18 protein-coding genes and 1 pseudogene are annotated in these 21,496 nt (G+C 52.0%); 13 read left to right on the top strand and 6 right to left on the bottom strand.

Annotated elements, in window-relative coordinates; all coding sequences use genetic code 11:
• Positions 1-12 precede the first annotated feature (12 nt).
• The 10 genes from parC (at position 13) to ACLJRE_RS02310 (ending at position 12,475) form a co-directional block, all read left to right on the top strand.
• Positions 13-2,271 (top strand): DNA topoisomerase IV subunit A, encoded by a 2,259-nt coding sequence (parC, locus tag ACLJRE_RS02355; RefSeq protein WP_410957300.1) that lies wholly within the window; start codon positions 13-15, stop codon positions 2,269-2,271.
• A 256-nt stretch (positions 2,272-2,527) separates the two neighbouring features.
• Positions 2,528-3,265, top strand: coding sequence for a 1-acylglycerol-3-phosphate O-acyltransferase (gene plsC, locus ACLJRE_RS02350; RefSeq protein ID WP_000965733.1), 738 nt, complete (start codon positions 2,528-2,530; stop codon positions 3,263-3,265).
• Between the two features lie 73 nt (positions 3,266-3,338).
• Entirely contained in the window at positions 3,339-4,751 is a 1,413-nt protein-coding gene (ftsP, locus tag ACLJRE_RS02345) for a cell division protein FtsP (RefSeq protein WP_023212692.1), read from the top strand.
• Between the two features lie 20 nt (positions 4,752-4,771).
• The gene (locus ACLJRE_RS02340; protein ID WP_024147019.1) at positions 4,772-5,425 is read left to right on the top strand and encodes a hypothetical protein; all 654 of its coding nucleotides are present in this window, start codon (positions 4,772-4,774) and stop codon (positions 5,423-5,425) included.
• Between the two features lie 20 nt (positions 5,426-5,445).
• Positions 5,446-5,637, top strand: a complete 192-nt coding sequence (locus tag ACLJRE_RS02335) for a hypothetical protein (RefSeq protein WP_043942885.1) — start codon at positions 5,446-5,448, stop codon at positions 5,635-5,637.
• Between the two features lie 183 nt (positions 5,638-5,820).
• Positions 5,821-6,198, top strand: coding sequence for a hypothetical protein (locus ACLJRE_RS02330; RefSeq protein WP_175527785.1), 378 nt, complete (start codon positions 5,821-5,823; stop codon positions 6,196-6,198).
• A 139-nt stretch (positions 6,199-6,337) separates the two neighbouring features.
• Positions 6,338-7,243, top strand: a complete 906-nt coding sequence (locus ACLJRE_RS02325; RefSeq protein WP_223202024.1) for a hypothetical protein — start codon at positions 6,338-6,340, stop codon at positions 7,241-7,243.
• Positions 7,244-7,258: 15 nt separating this feature from the next.
• Entirely contained in the window at positions 7,259-8,683 is a 1,425-nt protein-coding gene (locus tag ACLJRE_RS02320; RefSeq protein ID WP_001630791.1) for a hypothetical protein, read from the top strand.
• A gap of 64 nt (positions 8,684-8,747) precedes the next feature.
• Positions 8,748-10,169 carry a DUF4459 domain-containing protein gene (locus ACLJRE_RS02315; protein WP_023212694.1) on the top strand — a complete coding sequence of 474 codons (1,422 nt, stop codon included), beginning with the start codon at positions 8,748-8,750 and terminating at the stop codon, positions 10,167-10,169.
• 134 nt (positions 10,170-10,303) lie between these two features.
• Positions 10,304-12,475 carry a YgiQ family radical SAM protein gene (locus tag ACLJRE_RS02310; protein WP_001274469.1) on the top strand — a complete coding sequence of 724 codons (2,172 nt, stop codon included), beginning with the start codon at positions 10,304-10,306 and terminating at the stop codon, positions 12,473-12,475.
• A gap of 135 nt (positions 12,476-12,610) precedes the next feature.
• Here ACLJRE_RS02310 and ACLJRE_RS02305 read toward each other — a convergent pair whose 3' ends face one another.
• From ACLJRE_RS02305 to yqhD, 4 genes and pseudogenes are all read right to left on the bottom strand, one after another.
• Complete coding sequence (locus ACLJRE_RS02305) at positions 12,611-13,066, bottom strand: HIT family protein (RefSeq protein WP_000128242.1); 456 nt, start codon at positions 13,064-13,066, stop codon at positions 12,611-12,613.
• 44 nt (positions 13,067-13,110) lie between these two features.
• Positions 13,111-14,596 (bottom strand): annotated as a pseudogene (locus tag ACLJRE_RS02300) (DASS family sodium-coupled anion symporter).
• Positions 14,597-14,761: 165 nt separating this feature from the next.
• On the bottom strand, positions 14,762-15,589 hold the full coding sequence (dkgA, locus tag ACLJRE_RS02295) for a 2,5-didehydrogluconate reductase DkgA (RefSeq protein WP_000013100.1): 828 nt from the start codon (positions 15,587-15,589) through the stop codon (positions 14,762-14,764).
• A gap of 105 nt (positions 15,590-15,694) precedes the next feature.
• A complete protein-coding gene (gene yqhD / locus ACLJRE_RS02290) occupies positions 15,695-16,858 on the bottom strand; it encodes an alcohol dehydrogenase (RefSeq protein WP_023212695.1) in 1,164 nt (387 codons plus the stop codon).
• 192 nt (positions 16,859-17,050) lie between these two features.
• Here yqhD and ACLJRE_RS02285 point away from each other — a divergent pair, with 192 nt between their 5' ends.
• On the top strand, positions 17,051-17,950 hold the full coding sequence (locus ACLJRE_RS02285) for an AraC family transcriptional regulator (protein WP_001078198.1): 900 nt from the start codon (positions 17,051-17,053) through the stop codon (positions 17,948-17,950).
• A 63-nt stretch (positions 17,951-18,013) separates the two neighbouring features.
• On the opposite strand, the gene yghB is transcribed toward ACLJRE_RS02285, so the two are convergent.
• Together yghB and metC are read right to left on the bottom strand one after the other, a co-directional pair.
• Positions 18,014-18,673, bottom strand: coding sequence for a DedA family general envelope maintenance protein YghB (gene yghB / locus ACLJRE_RS02280; protein WP_000268441.1), 660 nt, complete (start codon positions 18,671-18,673; stop codon positions 18,014-18,016).
• A 139-nt stretch (positions 18,674-18,812) separates the two neighbouring features.
• Complete coding sequence (gene metC, locus ACLJRE_RS02275; RefSeq protein ID WP_000130276.1) at positions 18,813-20,000, bottom strand: cystathionine beta-lyase; 1,188 nt, start codon at positions 19,998-20,000, stop codon at positions 18,813-18,815.
• A gap of 251 nt (positions 20,001-20,251) precedes the next feature.
• Between metC and exbB the strand changes: the two genes are divergently transcribed.
• Together exbB and exbD are read left to right on the top strand one after the other, a co-directional pair.
• Positions 20,252-20,986, top strand: coding sequence for a tol-pal system-associated acyl-CoA thioesterase (gene exbB, locus ACLJRE_RS02270; protein WP_000527859.1), 735 nt, complete (start codon positions 20,252-20,254; stop codon positions 20,984-20,986).
• Between the two features lie 6 nt (positions 20,987-20,992).
• The gene (gene exbD, locus ACLJRE_RS02265; protein ID WP_001251478.1) at positions 20,993-21,418 is read left to right on the top strand and encodes a TonB system transport protein ExbD; all 426 of its coding nucleotides are present in this window, start codon (positions 20,993-20,995) and stop codon (positions 21,416-21,418) included.
• The last annotated feature ends 78 nt before the right edge of the window (positions 21,419-21,496 follow it).

Genomic DNA, 21,496 nt, shown 5'->3' with positions numbered 1-21,496 from the left:
GAATCACAATCAATGAGCGATATGGCAGAGCGCCTTGCGCTACATGAATTTACGGAAAACGCCTACTTAAACTACTCCATGTACGTGATCATGGATCGTGCGTTGCCGTTTATTGGCGACGGCCTGAAGCCAGTACAGCGCCGCATCGTCTATGCGATGTCAGAGCTGGGGCTGAACGCCAGCGCTAAATTTAAAAAATCCGCCCGTACCGTTGGTGACGTACTGGGTAAGTATCACCCGCATGGCGACAGCGCCTGCTATGAAGCCATGGTGCTGATGGCGCAGCCGTTCTCTTACCGTTACCCGCTGGTCGATGGCCAGGGGAACTGGGGCGCGCCGGATGATCCGAAGTCATTCGCGGCAATGCGTTATACCGAATCTCGCCTGTCCAAATACGCCGAGCTGCTGTTAAGCGAGCTGGGGCAGGGGACGGCGGACTGGGTGCCAAACTTCGACGGCACGATGCAGGAACCGAAAATGTTACCGGCGCGTCTGCCGAACATCCTGCTGAACGGCACCACCGGTATTGCGGTGGGCATGGCAACAGATATCCCGCCGCACAACCTGCGCGAAGTGGCGAAAGCGGCGATTACGCTGATTGAGCAGCCGAAAACGACGCTGGATCAGTTGCTGGATATCGTCCAGGGGCCGGATTACCCGACCGAAGCGGAGATCATTACCCCACGTGCGGAAATTCGTAAAATTTACGAAAACGGGCGTGGCTCCGTGCGTATGCGCGCGGTATGGACCAAAGAAGACGGCGCCGTGGTAATTTCCGCGCTGCCGCATCAGGTGTCTGGCGCGAAAGTGCTGGAACAGATTGCTGCGCAGATGCGTAATAAAAAACTGCCGATGGTAGACGATCTGCGTGATGAATCGGATCACGAAAACCCGACGCGTTTAGTGATTGTCCCGCGCTCCAACCGTGTGGATATGGAACAGGTGATGAACCATCTGTTCGCCACCACCGATCTGGAAAAAAGCTACCGTATTAACCTGAATATGATCGGTCTGGATGGTCGTCCGGCGGTGAAAAACCTGCTGGAGATCCTCACCGAGTGGCTGGCGTTCCGCCGCGACACGGTGCGTCGTCGTCTGAACTATCGTCTGGAGAAAGTGCTTAAGCGCCTGCATATCCTCGAAGGTTTGCTGGTGGCGTTTCTCAACATCGACGAAGTGATTGAGATTATCCGTAACGAGGATGAGCCGAAACCCGCGCTGATGTCGCGTTTCGGCATCAGCGAAACCCAGGCGGAAGCGATTCTCGAACTGAAACTGCGTCATCTCGCCAAACTGGAAGAGATGAAAATTCGCGGTGAGCAGGACGAGCTGGAAAAAGAGCGGGACCAGTTGCAGGGCATTCTCGCGTCCGAACGCAAAATGAATACCTTGCTGAAAAAAGAGCTACAGGCAGATTCCGATGCCTATGGCGACGATCGCCGTTCTCCGCTGCGTGAGCGCGAAGAAGCTAAAGCGATGAGCGAACACGATATGCTGCCGTCCGAACCGGTGACTATCGTGCTGTCGCAGATGGGCTGGGTGCGCAGCGCCAAAGGTCATGATATTGATGCGCCGGGGCTTAACTATAAAGCGGGCGACAGCTTTAAAGCCGCGGTGAAAGGTAAGAGCAATCAACCGGTGGTGTTTATTGATACCACCGGGCGCAGCTATGCTATTGATCCCATTACGCTTCCGTCGGCGCGCGGGCAGGGCGAACCGCTGACCGGCAAACTCACGTTGCCGCCGGGGGCGACCGTAGAGCATATGCTGATGGAAGGCGATGACCAGAAACTGCTGATGGCGTCGGATGCGGGCTATGGCTTCGTTTGTACGTTTAACGATCTGGTTGCCCGTAACCGTGCCGGTAAAGCGTTGATTACACTGCCGGAAAATGCGCACGTCATGCCGCCGCTGGTGATTGAAGACGAGCACGATATGCTGCTGGCGATTACCCAGGCCGGACGGATGTTGATGTTCCCGGTTGACTCTCTGCCGCAGCTGTCGAAAGGCAAAGGGAATAAGATCATTAATATCCCCTCTGCGGAAGCGGCGAAAGGCGATGATGGACTGGCGCACCTGTACGTGCTGCCGCCACAAAGCACTCTGACTATCCATGTCGGGAGGCGCAAAATCAAACTGCGCCCTGAAGAGTTACAGAAAGTGGTCGGCGAACGCGGACGCCGTGGCACATTAATGCGCGGCCTGCAGCGTATCGATCGCATTGAGATTGATTCACCGCATCGCGTAAGTCATGGCGACAGCGAAGAGTAAGACAGGGGCACCCGTAGGCCGGACAAGGCATTTAAGCCGCCATCCGGCGCTCTGCCGTTGCCGGATGACGACGCAGTAGCGTCTTATCCGGCCTACGGTTTCAGATCGGATTAACATTAAAATTTCCCGTAAAACCGTTGTTTATTCGTGCATTGCGATTAACAATACGTTTTTCCAGAGAGCCACACTTACCAAAATCCTAACCTGAATTTCAGGTGACGTAGAATGCCGGGCTCTTAGGCCTTCAGAGGTTGTTATGCTATATATTTTTCGTCTTATTGTTACCGTTATTTACTCCATTCTGGTCTGTGTTTTCGGTTCTATTTACTGCCTTTTCAGCCCACGTAACCCAAAACACGTGGCGACGTTTGGACATATGTTCGGTCGTCTGGCCCCGCTGTTTGGCCTGAAAGTGGAGTGCCGCAAACCCGCCGACGCGGAAAGCTATGGCAATGCTATCTATATCGCTAACCACCAGAATAATTATGATATGGTCACGGCGTCGAATATTGTGCAGCCGCCAACGGTGACGGTGGGGAAAAAAAGCCTGCTTTGGATCCCGTTTTTTGGGCAACTGTACTGGCTGACCGGTAATCTGTTGATTGACCGTAATAACCGCGCCAAAGCGCATAGCACCATTGCGGCAGTGGTTAACCATTTTAAAAAGCGCCGTATTTCTATCTGGATGTTCCCTGAAGGTACGCGTAGCCGGGGACGCGGTCTGCTGCCGTTTAAAACCGGCGCGTTTCATGCGGCTATCGCGGCTGGTGTGCCGATCATTCCTGTCTGCGTTTCCAACACCTCTAACAAAGTCAATCTAAACCGCCTGAACAACGGACTGGTTATTGTGGAAATGCTGCCGCCAGTCGACGTCAGCGAATATGGTAAAGATCAGGTTCGCGAGCTGGCGGCCCACTGCCGTGCGTTAATGGAGCAAAAAATCGCGGAACTTGATAAAGAGGTTGCGGAACGTGAAGCGACCGGTAAGGTTTAAGCAGCCTTACTCTGTTATTGTAGAAATCATTTTTTCAGGCACAACTCTTTAGCCTGTTTTACATGGAGCTTATATGTCATTCAGTCGGCGTCAGTTTCTTCAGGCATCGGGAATCGCACTATGTGCAGGCGCGATTCCCCTCAGGGCGAATGCTGCCGGTCAGCAACAGCCGTTGCCTGTTCCGCCGTTGCTGGAGTCCCGTCGCGGGCAGCCGTTGTTTATGACGCTACAGCGAGCGCACTGGTCCTTTACGCAAGGCACGCGCGCACCGGTCTGGGGAGTGAACGGTCGTTATCTGGGGCCGACAATCCGCGTCTGGAAAGGCGATGACGTTAAACTCATCTATAGCAACCGCCTGGCGGAAAATGTCTCCATGACGGTTGCTGGTTTACTGGTGCCGGGGCCGCTGATGGGTGGCCCGGCGCGTATGATGTCGCCGAACGCGGACTGGGCGCCGGTGTTGCCGATTCGTCAGAGCGCCGCGACGCTGTGGTATCACGCTAACACGCCTAACCGTACCGCGCAGCAGGTGTATAACGGCCTGGCCGGAATGTGGCTGGTCGAAGACGACATCAGTAAAACGCTGCCCATTCCGAACCATTACGGCGTGGATGATTTTCCCGTCATTATCCAGGATAAACGGCTGGATAACTTTGGGACGCCGGAGTACAGCGAACCGGGAAGCGGTGGTTTTGTCGGCGATACGCTGCTGGTGAACGGCGCGCAAAGTCCCTATGTCGAAGTGTCCCGCGGCTGGGTGCGGTTACGGTTGTTGAACGCCTCGAACTCGCGGCGCTATCAGCTTCAGATGAGCGATGGCCGGGCGCTGCATGTGATTTCAGGCGATCAGGGCTTTTTACCTGCGCCGGTTTCCGTCAAACAGTTGTCACTGGCGCCCGGCGAGCGACGTGAAATCCTGGTTGATATGACCAACGGCGACGAAGTCTCGATCACCTGCGGGGAGGCGGCCAGCATAGTCGATCGGATTCGCGGTTTCTTTGAGCCTTCCAGTATTCTGGTTTCTACCCTGGTGCTGACGTTACGACCAACCGGATTGCTGCCGCTGGTGACCGATAATCTGCCGATGCGTCTGTTGCCGACGGAGATCATGAGCGGGGCGCCTATCCGCAGCCGGGACATCAGTCTTGGTGACGATCCGGGGATTAACGGCCAACTATGGGATGTGAATCGCATTGATATTACGGCCCAACAAGGCACCTGGGAGCGCTGGACGGTACGCGCCGATATGCCGCAGTCGTTCCATATTGAGGGCGTCTCTTTCCTGATTCGTAACGTCAACGGCGCTATGCCGTTCCCGGAAGATAGAGGCTGGAAAGATACCGTCTGGGTGGATGGGCAAGTCGAACTGCTGGTCTACTACGGTCAGCCGTCCTGGCCGCACTTCCCGTTCTATTTCAATAGCCAGACGCTGGAAATGGCCGACCGCGGCTCGATTGGGCAAATGCTGGTGAATCCAGCGTCGTAAAGGCGGACCAGTGATATTCGATGAGAATCAGTGAGGAGGGATGGCGGCTGCTGACGTTCTGGATGTTTACTGCAGGCGGCTATCTTATTCTGTTCTTCATTGTTATTTGCCTGGCTTGTTTGTTCCAAACGCCTCGTCGCGTGTTGCTGTGGATTGCTTTGCCACAGATTACGCTGGTTCTTTTGCTATGGTTTGCTGCGGGTGATGAAACGCTTTTCTTCCCGATTGGCGCAGGGTGGATACTGGGGCTTAGTTTATTGCTGGCGCTACTGTTTAGCCATCGATTAGGCCAACCACACCACCTTTGGGCCGGGTGCCATGCGGTCGTATTGCTGCTGTTGTTAGCGCACATAGGGGATATTCTCGAGAGGCATCATCGGCGCGATGCCTATCAGGCACAGCAGGCGGCGGAAGAAACGCTGTTACAAAAAATCGATACGACCGATGACCGCGCTTTTTTAAATCATTTGATGTCACAAGCAATGCAGTCGCAAAACGCATTTCCCCTTTTGATATTGCGGACGGAACTGAAAAAATTTGGTTGGTTTTGGCCATCGACCGGCTTAATCGCCCTGCCGTTGGGGCGTTTGCCTCCTGGTTTATTGGCGATTCTGTACAGGCAAAGCAATATCGGCATCAGCTCTTACAAAACAATCCATTATTGGACCTACTGAATCGTATTTTTAATGATAGTATGGCTGACGAACAAATTTTTCTGCAACAACAACTTTTGGCGCGAGATATTTGTACCAGTTTGATTAGCGTCGTGCCGGAATTATTGACGGACGAACTGTATGCGCAAGCCGTTGCCTTTGATAATAGCAACAAACCGAAACCTTTCTCATGGCAGTTTGAATTCGATGTATTTTATCATCAGAAAAAATAACGGGCAATAATGAATTTTGGAAACGGATGGAGTTTGTTGTTGATGATAATATCCACCGTGCTGGGCAATATATACAATCATCGTATTGGCTATAGTTATTAGTGCGTTTAGCTCGCTGTGTTATCAGAAAATAGAAACGAGAGATTTGAATTCGGTAGTGAGCATGGAAAGTAAGGATGCTTTATGGTTGAATCATTTGCGTGGATGATGTGGGATTCAGTAATATTGATGAGCGCGTGGGGGATTTATGGCGTCGTATTATTGAGGTTAATTGTCGGCGCATTTGATTCTTTGCGCTATCGGCGGGTTTTTTTGCGTGTTGTTCTTCCGCAGGTGAGCGTTGTTTGTATATTGTGGGGAGGATTATTCTGGATCGATTCAAAAAATATTTATATCGTATATTTATTGATATTAGGATTGATGCCCTCGATAATAATTGCTATTTTTTCTAGTCGAGAGTCTCCATTTTTTATTCTGGGAACTATCGTGTCCCATACTATTTTTTTTGTTCGTTTTCGTTTATGTGATGGACGGCCCGCGATTATGGCACCACATTGGTGAAGACTGGGATAACTATAAAATTACCCGACTGTTTGAGCGCGCGAAGGGGGATGTTCAGGTTTTGCAGGATGCCTCTTGTTATCAATTGGCAAGTGTTTTGACGCTGGCTGCAGAACACCGCGATACACCGGAAAATTTATTGCGTTATCTGGCTAAAATACGAGGTATTTCGCCATTTTTGACAGCGGCAGAATCTTGCCCTGAAGCGGCGATCCCGAATGCCGAATTTCTTTATACGCCATTTGTTACCGCTCTTCGCCAACATAACGTACCGATAGTACGCTTTTTTAGCCAGCAACTGGTGGGCGAGACATCTTCCGCCAGAGAGAATCGCAACATTGTCGCTCGTAAAGAAAATCCACTGCTGACGCTTTATAAATCTAACTATATATCACAGTATCGCGAGCAGTACAGGCTAGAAATTAGTCATTTATTGCTGAATATTATGCCAGAACTGTTGAATGATGCTGTCTATATTTATCCCATTATCCAACGTAACACCGAGTTGGTTGCTTATTTTTGGCAGAAACATCCGCCCACTATTCCTCTACGCAGGCTCGAAGCGATGGTGTTGTTAGCCAAAACGGAACCGCTAATGAGCGAGGTAACCCATAATCCAGAAATATTGATCACACCGCCGATTGAGAGGTGGGATCGTGAAAACCTGCTCACTTTCATACTGAGCAATGGCAATCTGGTAATGATTCAGTCGCTTATTGATGCAAACGTAGTGGACTGGAAACGAGCAATGGAAGACGGAAATAATGAGCCTCTGCATCAGGCCATATTGCGACTGCGTGGTGGAGCGTTAGAGAACGCATTGCTGATACAGATCATTAAGGCGATGCAAGCGCAGAAAGCGTTATCCAACGAGCAAATCGCCCACTATCTTCCCTGGACACCGACGTTTCCTGCCGCTTTTTTACAGGCTGGGCTTTCCTGTGAGCAATTGCGTGAGGTGTTGAATGCTTCAGTGGCGGGGGGCGAACAAGCACGAAACGATACGCGGCAACGGCTGAATGCGCTATGTCCAGTCGCGAAGTGACTAAAGGAATAGTAAATGGATTATATTAATCGATGGCTTGGCTCTGAACTGCTGATGTTTTGTATTCTACCGTGGGGGTATGCCGCTGCGGTGGCATCACTGCTGATCCTGATGTTTTCCAAAAAACGCAGCCGACAGATTTTGCTGTGGGTATTACTACCACAGTGGGCAGTCGTGGTATTGCTGTTACTCACGTTGCAGTACACCCAGTTGTTGAGCCAAACAGGCACGGTATGGATGTTGATGCTCCTGTTGCCGATTCTGAGTTGGGCGGGCTTGCTGCCCGCGCTGCTGCTGGGAACCTGGCTGCGCAAGCCGTGGCCCGCATGGCTACTGTGCCATATTGTGTTCATTGGGGTGCTGTGCCCGGTGATGCCGGAGCTGTGGCGTGCTATTAGCCATCAATGGCAACAGCAAAATATTGCGCAGTTGCTCAGGCAGGTTCAGGCAGGCGACTTGGACCAGTTAGAGAGCATTCATGATAACAGTATGTTGGAACAGACACTGGTTCAGGCGGTAAAAGCGCCAGGCATATCAGAAAAAAACTTGCGCGCTCTGACTGCACGTGTGGCATCGCCTTTTAGTGTTTCGCGGGAAGATGGCTATTTTGTCAATGCGCCATTTTTTGCAGCTTTTGAGAGTGGCAATATCACTGCGGTGCGTATTTTTAGCGAGCAGCTCACGGGCGACTCTCAGCAGGCGCAGGCAAATCGCACCATCGTACGGCAGCAAAATCCGTTGGAATATCTCCCCACGCCCCATTTTAAGCCTGAGGGATTTCGCCAGACTTTTTTTGAGATGGCCGACGTTCTACTACGGGTCATGCCCGATCTCCTCACCGATGAAGCCTATTCGGGGGCGATACAGCTTCAGGATAAAGAGACTCTGGCCTTTTTCTGGCAGCGGCGTGAAGCGCAAAATCCGCTGTATCGCGCATATTATTTCTTGTTGCAGGGGCAAACTAAAGCGCTGCTTGCCCAGATAAAACTGACGCCGCAGGTGCTGGGACAATCAGTTTATCCGAATAAAAATCTGCTGGCGTCGCTGTTTAGTGATGCGGATGGCGAGACGCTGCGTGCGTTGGTGAAAGGGCAGATGCTGAACTGGCAGCACATCCCTCAGGATAAGTTGACGGACGGCTGGAATTTCCTGATTTCACGCACATTGCATACCGCCTCGAAAGAGGACGCGCTGCCGCCGGATATTCTGGCGGGGATACTGCAAAGTATGCAACAGCAACATACGGCGTTGCCGGAAGCCCTTATTGTAGCCAGCCTTGATTACCAGGATGAAATACATAGCCTGATGACTGCCTACCGGATGGCTTGGTTGGACTGTAACAAGCTTAACGCAATGATCGATAAGGTGTATCCACCAGAAGATACGCGGCGTACCAATGCGCGTATAAAATTAGCACAGCAGTGCGCCGATTTAGACTGATATGCCGTGCTCTGATAATTGAAATTACATTGATTGTTAATAGAAATACAGGGAGTGGTAAATAATGAAAAAATGTTTTTTATTTATATTTGTGTGCCTGTTTATCTTCTCAGCTAATGCGGAACTAAAATGCTGCCCTGAGTTCGAAAATAAAAAAATCTATTTTCAGGGCAAGGTCACAGACTACACACTAAATGACTTTACCTTTTTCGGTGACAGTCGCGAACCCTTTTATGGCAGCGAAAACGATGATTATACCGCCACTGCAGATGAGTGGCTCGGATTTTACGCTGAGTTGCCCGACGTTCGAAAATGGCAGCGCGTGGTTCCTGACGATTTTTCTACGATGTATGGCGCGCCGTGGTGTGACATCCAGTTTTTTGAACAAGAGAATGATCATTCGGTGATTACTGGAAGTGAACATATGCGCTGTATCGATTTTCTCGTGACGCCTAAAAGAAAAGGGCTCATTCCTATGGGGACAAAGGGAACGCTGATGGATTACGGCAGCTATCTTGCTTTCGCACCGCAGATAGAGCACATCACGCTGGAAGGCCGATTTCCTGAAGCCTCGCGGACCTGGCTTCCTGTAAGAAGCGTGCAAACCAGCGCAACCTCGATAGCCGATCTTAAAATTATGCTTAATGAGATTTATGCTCGCCACGGTTATATTTTCAGACCGGGCGGTGAGATGGATCGGTACTTCCGACAGCAGCCGTGGTATCGCCCACGCTATGCGAACGTTGATTACCTCATTACCAAGACAGAACATCGTAATATCAAACTCCTCAAAGAGCTGCTTTCTCCTGAGTCACAGCGTAAAAAGGCGCTGTATATTCAGAACACAACCGATTTTTGTGAGGCGCTGAAAGCGAATAATATCAAATATGTCATGGACAATACGGCAGAATACCTTACGACTGGCGCAGATCAGCCAATCAATTTAGAAAAAGTATGGCAAAAATACAGAGACTTAATGATCAATGGCGGCGGAAACTGTCAACGCGATATCGAGAGCTATAAGCGCTACTCCTTTTTATACAGCGAACCTTTAGGTATTTATTACAATTCCACTTTTGAGTTTGATGAAAAGAAAGGGAAATATGTTCTCACTTATGTGAACTTTGATTCTTCCTGCAACAAAGAGGGTGACACGATTGAACTGGAAGGTATGATGGTCAAACGCGAGCACGTCATTGAAGATAACCAAGGCCAACACTCGGATAAAGATCTCGAATTAAAAACAATAAACCTTCAGTGTGTGGCAGGGGCCATGATGGACCAACCTGACTGGGATCGCTATGTCCAGCTCATTCTTCCTCCTGAAAAATACAATTATTATCAACGGTTTATAGGGAAGAGAATCACCCTGCGAGGGAAAGTCATGATTGCAGAATCCATGTATCATGTCACGCCGGTACTGTTGAATTTGCTCGAAGAACAAAATCCTATTATCAAAGTAGCAGATATGCCTGCTCGTCCATAAGTACGATAACCGGCGGGGCAGGCAATCGGCCCCGCTACAGAGTGCAGCCTCACCAATCAATTCGATTTATCTTCCATTCCGGCTTATAATCCCCGACCTTTGATTATTTTTTTGCCAATCGTTTTGGAAGCAATATGAGCGCTATCTCCCTGATCCAACCGGATCGCGACCTTTTCTCCTGGCCGCAGTACTGGGCCGCCTGCTTTGGGCCGGCGCCGTTTTTGCCGATGTCACGTGAAGAGATGGATCAACTTGGCTGGGATAGCTGCGACATTATTCTGGTAACCGGAGACGCCTACGTCGACCATCCGAGCTTCGGCATGGCGATTTGCGGTCGTATGCTGGAAGCGCAGGGCTTCCGCGTGGGGATCATCGCCCAGCCGGACTGGAACAGTAAAGACGACTTTATGCGTCTGGGTAAACCGAACCTGTTCTTCGGCGTGACCGCTGGCAATATGGATTCGATGATCAACCGTTACACCGCTGACCGTAAGCTGCGCCACGATGACGCCTACACCCCGGATAACGTCGCGGGCAAACGCCCGGACCGCGCCACGCTGGTCTATACCCAGCGTTGCAAAGAAGCATGGAAAGACGTCCCGGTGATCCTCGGCGGCATTGAGGCCAGTCTGCGTCGTACCGCGCATTACGACTACTGGTCTGATACTGTGCGTCGTTCAGTGTTAGTCGATTCCAAAGCCGACATGCTGATGTTTGGCAACGGCGAGCGTCCGCTGGTGGAAGTGGCGCACCGTTTGGCAATGGGCGAAACCATCGATCAGATTCGCGACGTGCGTAACACTGCGATTATGGTTAAAGAAGCTCTGCCTGGCTGGAGCGGCGTCGACTCCACTCGTCTGGACACGCCGGGTAAAATCGATCCAATTCCCCATCCCTATGGCGAGGATCTGCCGTGCGCGGATAACAAGCCGGTCGCGCCGAAAAAGCAGGAAGCTAAAGCGATTACCGTGCAGCCGCCGCGTCCGAAGCCGTGGGAAAAAACCTATATCCTGCTGCCATCCTTTGAAAAGGTGAAAGGCGACAAGGTGCTGTACGCCCATGCGTCGCGTATTCTGCATCACGAAACTAACCCTGGCTGCGCGCGGGCGCTGATGCAAAAACACGGCGACCGCTATGTCTGGATCAACCCACCCGCCATACCGCTCTCCACTGAAGAGATGGATAGCGTGTTTGCGCTGCCGTATCAGCGTGTGCCGCACCCGGCTTACGGCAATGCCCGTATTCCGGCCTATGAGATGATCCGCTTTTCGATCAATATCATGCGCGGCTGCTTTGGCGGCTGCTCTTTCTGCTCGATCACTGAACATGAAGGGCGCATCATTCAGAGCCGCTCGGAAGACTCTATTATCAACGAGATCGAAGCGATCCGCGACACGGTGCCGGGGTTTACCGGCGTGATCTCCGATCTGGGCGGTCCTACCGCGAACATGTATATGCTGCGCTGTAAGTCGCCGCGTGCGGAGCAGACCTGTCGTCGCCTGTCATGCGTCTATCCGGATATCTGTCCGCATATGGATACTGACCATACGCCGACGATCAATCTTTATCGCCGCGCCCGTGAGCTGAAAGGCATTAAGAAAATCTTAATTGCCTCCGGCGTGCGCTACGATATCGCTGTAGAAGATCCTCGCTACATTAAAGAGCTGGCAAGCCATCATGTGGGCGGCTATCTGAAGATTGCGCCGGAGCATACTGAAGAAGGTCCGTTGTCGAAAATGATGAAGCCGGGTATGGGCAGCTACGATCGCTTTAAAGAGTTATTTGACCTTTACTCTAAACAGGCCGGAAAAGAGCAGTATCTGATCCCGTATTTTATCTCCGCACATCCGGGCACGCGGGACGAGGATATGGTGAATCTGGCGCTGTGGCTCAAGCGCCACCGCTTCCGTTTGGATCAGGTGCAGAACTTCTACCCGTCGCCGTTGGCGAATTCGACCACCATGTATTACACCGGTAAAAACCCGCTGGGTAAAATTGGTTATAAGAGTGAAGATGTGGTGGTGCCGAAGGGAGACAGGCAACGTCGCCTGCATAAGGCGCTGCTGCGTTATCACGATCCGGCGAACTGGCCGCTGATTCGCCAGGCGCTGGAAGCTATGGGGAAAAAGCATTTGATTGGCGGTCGCCGTGAGTGTCTGGTGCCTGCGCCGACCATTGAAGAGATGCGCGAAGCGCGTCGCCAGAACCGCAATACCCGCCCGGCGCTGACCAAGCATACGCCAGTGGAACATCAGCGGCAGGGGCTTGCTGCGAATAAGAAGCGCGGGAAAGGCGCGGGGCGTTAAACGGTTTTACAGGTATCCTGTCAGGCTGGATAAGGCGAAGCCGCGATCCAGCGATTATTTTGCCTGATGGCGCTGTGTTTATCAGGCCCACAGATCGACCCAGGCCGAACACCATCCGGCAGAAGTGCGCCGTATTTATGCCTCACGAATTCTGGCCGCCAGCGCGGCCAGTTTTTCATCATCCGCCCGTTCATGATCGTGTGACGACAGATATCCTTCATACTGTTCGAAAAATTTATTCTGCCGCGATTCAATCGGTTTCCAGTGGGTTAAATCGCCAGTACCGTGCATGGGGCTTAATTTACTGTGCACATGGTCTACACCGAAACCTTCGAAGAACATTCCCGTACGACTGACATCCGGGAAAGCCTTATCCAGTTTCTTAGCCACTTTTTGGGTCGCCAGCATCAGGTCCGCTAACGCCTGCGGCGGTAGATCGAACGCGTAGCTGGGGTAATGTTTTTTCGGGATCACTACGGTAAACCCATCGGTATTCGGAAAAATCGACAAAAAAGCCAGGTGATGCTCATCTTCCCAAACTTTATGACAAGGTGCTTTACCTTCAACTATTTGACAGAAAATGCAGGTCATTCCATTTCTCCGTTAACCGAGGGGCTTATCGATGCGTTAAGCGTTTAATACAACCCTAACACTTTCCACCATGCGAGGCCGACTGTCAAAAAGACCGCCTGATTAAAGAGGCTGATAATAAATCCCGTTCGCCACCAGACGCCCGTCGGTACATAGCCGGCGCCAAAAAGAATGGGGCCGCGTGCGTGGGTATACTGTGTAAGAGAGCAGTACAGGCTGCTGGTAAACGCCAGCATAAGCGCCATCGGCGCCGCCGGTATATTCAGATGCAGACCGACACCCAGAAACACCGCATACAGCGCGGCGATTTGCGCGTTGCCGCTGGCGAAAAAATAGTGGGTATAAAAATAGGCTGCGTTAAGCAGCAGCAGGATGATTATCCAACTGGTTCCATGCATCGTACTGCCGATGCTGTCGCCAATCAGGTTGCCAAACCAACTGGTGAATCCTAGTTTCTTCAACTGGTTAGCCATCATCAGCAGCGCGGCAAACCAAATCAACGTATCCCAGGCGCCTTTTTCGCTTTTAACGTCTTCCCAGGTGAGCACGCCGCTCAGTAATAAAATCGAGAGACCGACAAAAGAGGCCGTCGTGGCATCCACGCCGAGCGAGCTGCCAAAAATCCATAGCACCAGCAACACGCCGACGGTCGCCAGCATGAGCCACTCGCCGCGCGCCATACTGCCCATTTGCGCCAGCTCTTTGCGCGCCAGATCCGGCGCATCCGGCGTATGTTTAATTTCCGGACGGGTCAGCCAGTAGACCAGCAGCGGGACGATAAGAAATGAGACCAGGCAAGGCAGGAGCGCGGCGATAAACCAGCTTCCCCAGCTCAACGTAACGCCGGCATTCGCCGCCAGTTTTACCGCCAGCAGGTTACCCGTATAACCGGTCATAAACAGTGCGGCGGTGACGTCGTTAACATTGCCAATACAGGTGATCAGAAAGGTGCCGATTTTGCTGCGAGACTCATCTTCCGGATGTGAATCAAAGCTGCGCGCCAGCGAGTCGGCGATCGGGTAAATCACGCCGCCGCAGCGCGCGGTGTTACTGGGCATCGCGGGGGAGAGGATCAGATCGGCAAACGCCAGGCCATAAGCCAGACCCAGTGTTCGTTTACCTAACAGACGGATCATTTGTAGGGCGATACGCCGACCCAGCCCGGTTTTGATAAACCCACGGGCAATCATAAAGGCGACGACGATAAGCCAGATCAGCGAACTGTTCAGCTCGCTCAACGCCGTGGTAATCGCGCCGCTGGCCGTTTTGTCGCCGGCAGCATAGGCGAGCGCAAAGACGGTGATACCAATAATACCGACCGCGCCAATAGGCAGCACTTTCGCCACGATAGAGGCGATCGTCGCGACAAAAATAATCGCGGAATGCCAGGCCGGCGCGCTTAACCCGGAAGGGGGCGTTAGCTGCCACAGTCCGGCGGCGATAACCAGAATAAGAATGAATGGGAGCCATTTGACGCCCTGAGATTTTTTTTCCGCCACAATCACACATCCATAAATATTTTATATGTATTAAGTAAATTCATAATAAATATGAATAAATATTCACAAAATCAGAATAATTCTGCGCTTATGTGTGGGGGAAATATACTGTTGAATGCGCGTAATTGTTTCTTAATGTTTCGGAATGCAAAAAAGCCCGACGACATCGTCGGGCATGGCGTGCGATAAATCCGGCTTAACCGCCGAACTGATCCGGATCGGGGCCGAGGCGTTTTCCTTGATCCAGTTTTGCGATCTCGCCTAATTCATCTTTATCGAGACGGAAATCCCAGACAGCAAAGTTTTCCGCGATACGGGAAGGGGTGACGGATTTCGGAATGACGACCAGCCCGCAGTCCAGATGCCAGCGAATAACAATCTGGGCGGGCGTTTTGCCGTATTTATCCGCCAGTTCGCGAATCACTTTCTGATCGAATACGCCTTCGCCGCCCTGCGCCAGCGGGCTCCAGGACTCGGTCTGGATTTTATGCGTCGCATTCCACGCATGTAGCTGGCGCTGTTGCATCAAGGGGTGAAGCTCGATCTGGTTGATCACAGGGGTAACGCCGGTTTCATCGATCAGACGCTGGAGGTGATGGATCTGAAAGTTACAAACCCCGATACTCTTTACCAGCCCCTCTTTTTGCAGCGCGATCATGCCTTTCCAGGCGTCGACATAGTGATCGATAGCCGGTACGGGCCAGTGCATCAGATAGAGATCGAGATAATCAAGCTGCAGTTTTTTCAGACTCTCCTGCAGGGCTTCGCGGGGACGTTTTTGATCGTCATTCCACAACTTGGTGGTGATAAACAGCTCTTCCCGCGCCACGCTCGCTGCTTTTAGCGCTTTGCCGACGCCTTCTTCATTCTGATATGCTGTGGCGGTATCAATCGATCGATAGCCCACCTCCAGCGCTTTATGAATCGCCGCGATCACCTCTTCATTGCTTGCTTTCCAGACTCCCAGCCCAAGTTGTGGCATTACGTTGCCATCCTGTAGCCTGATAATGGTTGGATTAGCCATGATGTGTTCCTCTTTTAATTGGCTCGCCGGAGTCGGGTCCGGCGAGACTAAGTGACTTAAGTCTGGACGAAATGGCCAAAAACGAAAGTCAGAGGCGAAAAAACCTTAGCGCGCCGCTTCATAAATCCGACGGCTGACATCCAGCGTAATATCCTGATTTTCACCTAAATTTGTGCATCCATGCGCCTCAAGTTTAGCCAGTAGCGCCGGAATAGTGCTGCCATCCAGACCGTAATCGGACAAGTGGGTAGGCACGCCCATCTGTTCAAAGAAACGGCGGGTGGCGGCAATGGCGGCATCAATACGCTCGTCGTCGGAACCGTCGGTGATATTCCATACACGTTCAGCATATTGCAGGAGTTTTGCACGTTTAACGTCTCGTTTTTCGTTCCATAGCGCAGGCAGAATGATAGCCAGCGTCTGGGCATGATCGAGACCGTGCATCGCGGTAAGCTCATGGCCCAGCATATGCGTCGCCCAGTCCTGCGGAACACCAGCGCCAATCAGGCCATTCAACGCCTGAGTAGCGGCCCACATCACGTTAGCGCGGACGTCATAGTTTTCAGGCTCTTGCAGCGCTTTGGGACCTTCTTCGATCAGTGTGAGTAAAATGCCTTCGGCGAAACGATCCTGAATTTTGCCGTTAACCGGGTAAGTGACGTACTGCTCAACGGTATGGACGAAAGCATCCACGACGCCGTTCGCAACCTGGCGCGGCGGCAATGTATAGGTGTAGACCGGATCCAGTACGGCAAACACCGGTTGCACGAACGAGGAGTGGAAGGCCTGTTTGTCGCCAGTGGTTTTACGGGAAATGACTGCGCCGGCGTTCGATTCTGAGCCGGTTGCCGGTAGGGTCAGCACAGACCCCATCGGGATTGCGCTACGAATCTCAGTACCGCCAGTTTCCAGAATGTGCCACGGATCGACGCCGTCCGTATACTGCGCCGCTGCGGCGATAAATTTGGTGCCGTCCAGTACGGAACCACCGCCAACGGCCAGCAGGAAGGTAATATTTTCGTCGCGCACAAGCTGCACGGCTTTCATCAGCGTTTCATAGGACGGGTTCGGTTCAATACCGCCAAACTCCCGAACATCCAGTCCTTTTAACGCGTCCTGAACTTGCGCTAGTACGCCGGTCTTTTTCACGCTACCGCCGCCATAGGTAATCAGCACGCGGGCGTCCTGCGGGATCTGATCGCGAAGATCGACGATAGCGCCTTTACCAAACAGAATGCGGGTAGGGGTATGTAATGTGAAATTGTTCATTGCTCATTCCCTTATGTGGGTAAAAAGAGGGCAGGCGGCTGTCTGCCTGATGGTCATCATTGTGGTCTTGTGAGGGATGTCTCTCAATGCACATTTCTGCCAATGTTTTGCCTATTTCTCCAGAATGCTGGAGAAAATCGCTAAAAATGCGCACAATCCAGCGGAGTGGATTTGATGAAAAAATGGCGCGTTATGAATCGTGAAGCAATTTGCTTACAGTTGGCGGATAAAATTAATCATTTAAAAAATAATGATAAAATAATCAGCGAGCGGCTGGCGGGCATTCGTCTGTTGTATGGTGTTGAACCGGGGCCGCGCACGCCGGTCATGTATCAGCCTGGCATCATATTTCTCTTTTCCGGCCATAAAATTGGCTATATTAACAAGCGCAAGTTTCGTTATGACGCTAATGAATATCTCTTACTGACCGTGCCGCTCCCTTTTGAATGCGAGACCTGGGCGACGCCGGAGGTACCGCTGGCCGGTATTCGGCTCGACATTGATGTGCTGCAACTGCAAGAGTTGCTCATGGACATTGGCGAAGATGAGCGTTTCCAGTTGCCGATGGCGGCCAGTGGGATTAACTCCGCCACGCTGTCGGACGAGATTTTATGCGCGGTGGAAAGATTGCTGGATGTGATGGAGCGCCCGCTGGATGCGCGGATTCTGGGAAAACAAATTATTCGCGAAATTCTTTATCATGTGCTGATGGGGCCGCGCGGCGGGGCGCTGCTTGCACTGGTTAGTCGCCAGACGCACTTTAGCCTGATCAGTCGCGTACTTAAACAGATCGAAATGAAATACACCGAGAACCTGAATGTTGAGCAACTGGCGGCAGAAGCGAACATGAGCGTGTCGGCGTTTCACCATAATTTTAAGGCGGTCACCAGCACCTCGCCGTTGCAGTATTTAAAAAGCTACCGACTGCATAAAGCGCGGATGATGATGATTCACGACGGTATGAAGGCCAGCGCCGCGGCGATGCGGGTCGGCTATGAGAGCGCATCGCAGTTTAGCCGGGAGTTTAAACGTTATTTTGGCGTTACGCCGGGCGAAGATGCGGCAAGAATGCGGACAATGCAAGGGAGCTAAGTGGGGCATCCCGCCACGGGGCAACGAAGCGTAACCGGGCCATCCTGGCCGATTATGGATACGTCAGGCGTTACAGTATTTCTTTTTAATCACCACGACCAGCGTACCTAACAGCCCGGCGACCAGTAGCGCGACGGGAAGGATCATTAAAAATGTCATTACCTGGTCTTCATGGCGCTTAACAAACGGGATCATACTGAGCGCGTAGCCGAAGCTGGTCACGACAGTCACCCACAGCAGGCCGCTTAACCAGTTAAAAAACTGAAACCGGCGGTTGGACAGGCCGGAAATACCCGCCATTGTTGGCAGCAGAGTGCGGACAAACGCCAGAAAGCGCCCGGCAAGCAACGCTAACAAACCGTGACGGTCAAACATGCAGGTGGCGCGCTGATGATATTTTGCCGGAAGCTGCGCCAGCCAGCCTTTGACGGTACGCGTATTACCGAGCCAGCGTCCCTGGATATAACTTAGCCAGCAGCCGAGACTGGCCGCGGCGGTGAGAATGCCAATCGTCGGCAAAAAATGCATCACATCCTGGGCGATCAACGCGCCTGCCAGTAGTAGCAGACTATCGCCGGGTAAGAATGACGCTGGCAGCAGACCGTTTTCTAAAAATAGCGTGGCGAACATGACAAAGTAGACGACGCTAACAACGTGTGGATTCGCCAGCGCGGCAAAATCATGTTGCCAGAGCGCAGCGATAATATCTTGAATGACAGCCATGAACTTTCCTGTGGAACAGCATTTACGCTTTTATCTGCCTATTGTACTCCTGAATCGTCCGGGATGCCTTGATCCCGGACGCAACAAACGCAGACTTTTCCACGGAAATTGTCTGCATATATGTCCATCCCCGGCAACTTTACACAATTCTGGCGAAGCCGGCGGCTAAATCAGCGATCAAATCATCAACACTCTCTAAACCAATATGCACCCGAACCAGCGTACCGGTAAAATCTACGCCGCCTGCGGGACGAATCGCGGCGATCTGTTCCGGCTGATTAGCAATAATCAGCGATTCGTAGCCTCCCCAGGAGTAGGCCATACTGAACAGCGAAAAGTTATCCAGATAGGCTGATAATTCAGCCTCGGTCAGCTTTTTATTGAGCACAAAGGAGAACAGGCCGCTGCTGCCTGTAAAGTCTCGTTTCCAGAAGGCATGACCTTTGCTACCCGGCAGGGCCGGATGATTAACGCGCGCGACCTGAGGATGGTTCGCCAGCCATGCGGCGATTTTGAGGCTGCTTTCTTGATGCTGGCGCAGTCGGACACCGAGCGTGCGCAGACCGCGGCTGGTCATATAAGCCGTGTCGGCGTCGAGCATTTGCCCCATCAGATAGGCGTTTTCCCGCAATTGTTCCCAGCAGCGCGCATTTGCAACGGCAGTCCCGACCATCGCATCAGAATGACCAATCAGATATTTAGTGCCCGCCTGGATAGAGATATCAATATCGAATTCCAGAGCTTTGAACAGAACGCCAGCCGCCCAGGTATTATCAATCATGATGACGGCTTCTGGCGCGACGCGTCTGACCGCACTGACAATGGTCGGAATATCATGTACCTCCATGGTAATAGAACCGGGGGATTCCAGAAATACGACTTTCGTGTTCGGCTGAATATGTTGCGTGATATCAGCGCCGATGAGCGGGTCGAACCAGCTTGTCGTCACGCCCAGTTTGCCGAGAATTTTGCTGCAGAAATCCTGGCTGGGTTCATAGGCTGTGTTGGTCATCAGGATGTGGTCGCCCTGCTCAACGAACGCCAGAATGGTGTTGGCGACCGCCGCCGCGCCGCACGGGAAGAGCGCGCATCCGGCGCCGCCTTCCAGTTCACACATGGCTTCCTGGAGCGAAAAGTGGGTCAGCGTTCCCCGGCGTCCGTAAAATAATTCGCCGTTGGCGCGATTGCGGGTAGCGTGTTTTTTGGCCTCGACGGTGTCAAACACCAGTGAAGAAGCGCGTTGAATCACACTATTCACTGAGCCAAGCGTGTATTTTCTGCTGCGTCCTGCATTTACCAGTTTGGTATCCAACTGTTTATCCGTCATGTTGCGTTTCCTGATTTTAACCGTCTGGATGTCTAAACTAGCATGAATATAACCATCTGCACCCTGGCGACGTGTGATACAGATGAAAATTTTGCCAAAATAAAAACAGGTGGCTTTTTTAATGCGTAAGCGCAAAGAAAAAGCAGTAAAGGTGCGGCAGTATGTAAATAGTAATGAGAACGACTATCAATTCGACGTCGTTTTGATATTATTATGCTCAGATTTTGTGATTTGCGTCCTGGAGATACAGAGTGGGTAATAATTTGATGCAGACGGATCTCTCCGTCTGGGGTATGTATCAGCACGCCGATATTGTCGTGAAGTGCGTGATGATTGGTCTGATTCTGGCGTCAGTCGTCACCTGGGCTATCTTCTTCAGTAAAAGTGTTGAATTTTTCACTCAAAAGCGCCGCTTAAAGCGCGAACAACTGCAATTAGCCGATGCGCGCTCTTTAGATCAGGCTTCTGACATTGCGGCAGGTTTCAGCGCAAAAAGCCTCAGCGCACAGCTCATCAATGAAGCGCAGAATGAACTGGAACTCTCTCAGGGCAGCGAAGATAACGAAGGGATTAAAGAACGTACCGGCTTCCGTCTGGAACGTCGCGTCGCTGCGGTTGGCCGCTACATGGGACGAGGCAACGGTTATCTGGCGACGATCGGCGCCATTTCCCCCTTCGTCGGGTTGTTTGGCACCGTATGGGGCATTATGAATAGCTTCATCGGTATTGCGCAAACGCAGACCACCAACCTGGCGGTGGTTGCTCCTGGTATTGCGGAAGCGCTGCTGGCGACGGCGATTGGGCTGGTAGCCGCGATCCCGGCGGTCGTCATTTACAACATCTTCGCACGTCAGATAGGCAGTTACAAAGCAACGCTGGGCGACGTGGCGGCGCAGGTATTGCTGCTGCAAAGCCGCGATCTCGATCTGAATGCGAGCGCCAGTGCGCAGCCGGTACGCGCCGCGCAGAAATTACGGGTAGGGTAATGCGTCATGGCAATGCGTCTTAACGAGAACCTGGATGACAACGGCGAAATGCATGAAATCAACGTGACGCCGTTTATCGATGTCATGTTGGTTCTGCTGATTATCTTTATGGTGGCTGCGCCGCTGGCGACGGTGGACGTCAAGGTGAATCTGCCCGCTTCTACCAGTACGCCACAGCCGCGCCCGGAAAAACCGGTTTATCTGTCGGTGAAAGCGGATAACACCATGTTTATCGGTAACGAGCCGGTGACGGATGATACGATGATTGCCGAGCTAACGGCCCTGACGGAAGGGAAAAAGGATACTACGATTTTCTTCCGTGCGGATAAAACCGTAGAGTATGAAACCCTGATGAAAGTGATGGATATGCTGCATCAGGCGGGCTATCTCAAGATTGGTCTGGTCGGCGAAGAGACCGCGAAAGCGAAATAAGAATTCTGCTGACGCTGTAGGCCGGGTAAGGCGAAGTCGCCACCCGGCTTTTTTATTGCCTAAGATGGCGCCTTGCTT

Source organism: Salmonella sp. SAL04157, from assembly GCF_046551635.1.
GTDB classification, from domain to species: Bacteria; Pseudomonadota; Gammaproteobacteria; order Enterobacterales; family Enterobacteriaceae; genus Salmonella; species Salmonella enterica.
Note: the sequence above shows the minus strand (reverse complement) of the source record. Positions and strands in the feature narration are given on the sequence as shown.

Excerpts from the sequence above, each read along its gene's own strand:
- parC (WP_410957300.1), top strand. The coding sequence starts at position 13 with ATGAGCGATATGGCAGAGCGCCTTGCGCTACATGAATTTACGGAAAAC.
- plsC (WP_000965733.1), top strand. The coding sequence starts at position 2,528 with ATGCTATATATTTTTCGTCTTATTGTTACCGTTATTTACTCCATTCTG.
- ftsP (WP_023212692.1), top strand. The coding sequence starts at position 3,339 with ATGTCATTCAGTCGGCGTCAGTTTCTTCAGGCATCGGGAATCGCACTA.
- ACLJRE_RS02340 (WP_024147019.1), top strand. The coding sequence starts at position 4,772 with ATGAGAATCAGTGAGGAGGGATGGCGGCTGCTGACGTTCTGGATGTTT.
- ACLJRE_RS02335 (WP_043942885.1), top strand. The coding sequence starts at position 5,446 with ATGGCTGACGAACAAATTTTTCTGCAACAACAACTTTTGGCGCGAGAT.
- ACLJRE_RS02330 (WP_175527785.1), top strand. The coding sequence starts at position 5,821 with ATGGTTGAATCATTTGCGTGGATGATGTGGGATTCAGTAATATTGATG.
- ACLJRE_RS02320 (WP_001630791.1), top strand. The coding sequence starts at position 7,259 with ATGGATTATATTAATCGATGGCTTGGCTCTGAACTGCTGATGTTTTGT.
- ACLJRE_RS02315 (WP_023212694.1), top strand. The coding sequence starts at position 8,748 with ATGAAAAAATGTTTTTTATTTATATTTGTGTGCCTGTTTATCTTCTCA.
- ACLJRE_RS02310 (WP_001274469.1), top strand. The coding sequence starts at position 10,304 with ATGAGCGCTATCTCCCTGATCCAACCGGATCGCGACCTTTTCTCCTGG.
- ACLJRE_RS02305 (WP_000128242.1), bottom strand. The coding sequence starts at position 13,066 with ATGACCTGCATTTTCTGTCAAATAGTTGAAGGTAAAGCACCTTGTCAT.
- dkgA (WP_000013100.1), bottom strand. The coding sequence starts at position 15,589 with ATGGCTAATCCAACCATTATCAGGCTACAGGATGGCAACGTAATGCCA.
- yqhD (WP_023212695.1), bottom strand. The coding sequence starts at position 16,858 with ATGAACAATTTCACATTACATACCCCTACCCGCATTCTGTTTGGTAAA.
- ACLJRE_RS02285 (WP_001078198.1), top strand. The coding sequence starts at position 17,051 with ATGAATCGTGAAGCAATTTGCTTACAGTTGGCGGATAAAATTAATCAT.
- yghB (WP_000268441.1), bottom strand. The coding sequence starts at position 18,673 with ATGGCTGTCATTCAAGATATTATCGCTGCGCTCTGGCAACATGATTTT.
- metC (WP_000130276.1), bottom strand. The coding sequence starts at position 20,000 with ATGACGGATAAACAGTTGGATACCAAACTGGTAAATGCAGGACGCAGC.
- exbD (WP_001251478.1), top strand. The coding sequence starts at position 20,993 with ATGGCAATGCGTCTTAACGAGAACCTGGATGACAACGGCGAAATGCAT.